The following is a 1,816-nucleotide window of genomic DNA, read 5'->3' as shown; positions in this document are numbered from 1 at the left end:
GGGCTCGGGCCGGTCGAGCTGCGGCGCGTGTACGAGCACCACGACGCGGTGCTGCACGCGGTCCGCGAGGGACTGATCGTGCTCGACCCGGACGGCAGGCTCGTGTTGGCCAACGACGAGGCGGTGCGGCTGCTGGCGCTGCCGGACGAGCCGGAAGGACGGCACGTGGCCGACCTGGGTCTGGACGGCACCCTCGCCGCCACCCTGGCCGCGGGCCGCACGGTCAGCGACGAGATCCACCTCAGCGGCGAGCACGCGCTCGCGGTCAACGTCAGTCCCACCCGGCGCGGCGGGCGCACCGTCGCGACCCTGCGCGACCACACCGAACTACGCTCCCTGGTCGGCGAACTCGACCAGGTACGCGGCTTCGCCGACGCGCTGCGCGCCTCCGCGCACGAGGCCGGCAACCGACTGCACACCGTCGTCGCCCTGGTCGAACTCGGCCGCGGCGAAGAGGCGATCCGATTCGCCACCGGCGAACTGGCCGCCTCGCAGGACCTCGCCGACCGGCTGACCTCCGCCGTACGCGAACCGACTCTGGTGGCACTGTTGTTCGGCAAACACGCACAGGCCGCCGAACGCGGCGTCCACCTGACCGTGATCGGCGACTTGGACGGCGCGGGGTCCCCGGCCGCCCCGAACTCCTCGGCCTCCCCAAGCTCCCCAGGCTTCCCGGACTCCCCAGGTTCCCCAGGTTTCCCAGTTTCCCCAGGGTTCCCAGACCTCCCGGACTCCCCGGGACAAGCACCCGACCGGTGGCACCCGCTCGAAACCGGCTTCGACCCCCGCGACCTGGTCACCGTGCTCGGCAACCTGGTCGACAACGCCATCGACGCGGCGGTGTCCGCACCGCCACCACGCACCGTCGAGGTCGTGGTCCGAGTGGACCGCGAGACCGGCGGCGACCTGCTGCTGCGGGTCACCGACAGCGGCGCCGGCATCGACGAACCGCTCGCCGCCCGGGTGTTCGAACGCGGCTGGAGCACGAAGGAGCCGTACGGATCCCAAGGACGCGGCCTCGGCCTGGCTCTGGTGCGACAGATCGTGACGCGCCACGCGGGCACCGTGGACGTCGGCCGAGCCGACGGCGGCGGAGCGGTCTTCACCGTACGACTGCCCCCCGACCCGGACCGAACGACCGTGCCGGCGGCCCGGGTTCCCGTCCCGACTGCCGTACCGACGGGGGACGACACGTGATCCGCACCCTCGTCGTCGAGGACGATCCCGTGCTCGCCGAAGCCCACGCCGTCTTTACCGGGCGGGTCCCCGGCTTCGACGTCGTCGGCGTCGCCGGCGTCGGCACCGAGGCGCTGCGCCTCTTGGCCACCCGCACGGTCGACCTGGTGCTTCTCGACCTCTACCTGCCCGACATGCACGGCCTCGAGGTGTGTCGAAACATGCGCTCGCAAGGGCACGAGGCCGACGTCATCGCGGTCACCTCGGCGCGCGACCTGCGACTCGTGCGTTCCGCGGTGTCCCTGGGCGTCGTGCAATACCTGCTCAAACCGTTCTCGTTCGCCGCGTTCCGCGAGCGCCTGGACGGCTACGCCGAGTATCGGCGCCAGATCACCGCCACCTCGGCCGACGGACCCACCGCCACCGGGCAGGAGGACGTCGACCAGGCGTTCGCGGCGCTGCGCCGGACCTCCGACACGCCGCCGCTGCCCAAGGGCCTCGCGCCCGCGACGTTCGAGGCGATCGTGGCGCGACTGCGGACCGGCGTTGCCACCACGGCCGCCGACATCGCCGACGCCGTCGGCGTCTCCCGGCCCACCGCCCGCCGCTACCTCGACCACCTGTCCTCGCGCCGCCTGGT

General features: G+C 72.9%; 2 protein-coding genes. Both read left to right on the top strand.

Annotated elements, in window-relative coordinates:
- Nucleotides 1-1,197: ATP-binding protein (locus GT354_RS54450; RefSeq protein WP_237535420.1), on the top strand; the 1,197-nt coding region annotated here is incomplete at its 5' end.
- Nucleotides 1,194-1,816 (top strand): response regulator (locus GT354_RS24780; protein ID WP_161358586.1); only part of this gene is annotated, 623 nt, incomplete at its 3' end. The genes GT354_RS54450 and GT354_RS24780, both read left to right, overlap by 4 nt.

Origin of the sequence: Streptomyces sp. SID3343 (assembly GCF_009865215.1) — a bacterium.
In the GTDB taxonomy this organism is placed as follows: domain Bacteria; phylum Actinomycetota; class Actinomycetes; order Streptomycetales; family Streptomycetaceae; genus Embleya.
This window is presented reverse-complemented; position numbering and strand designations above follow the sequence as displayed.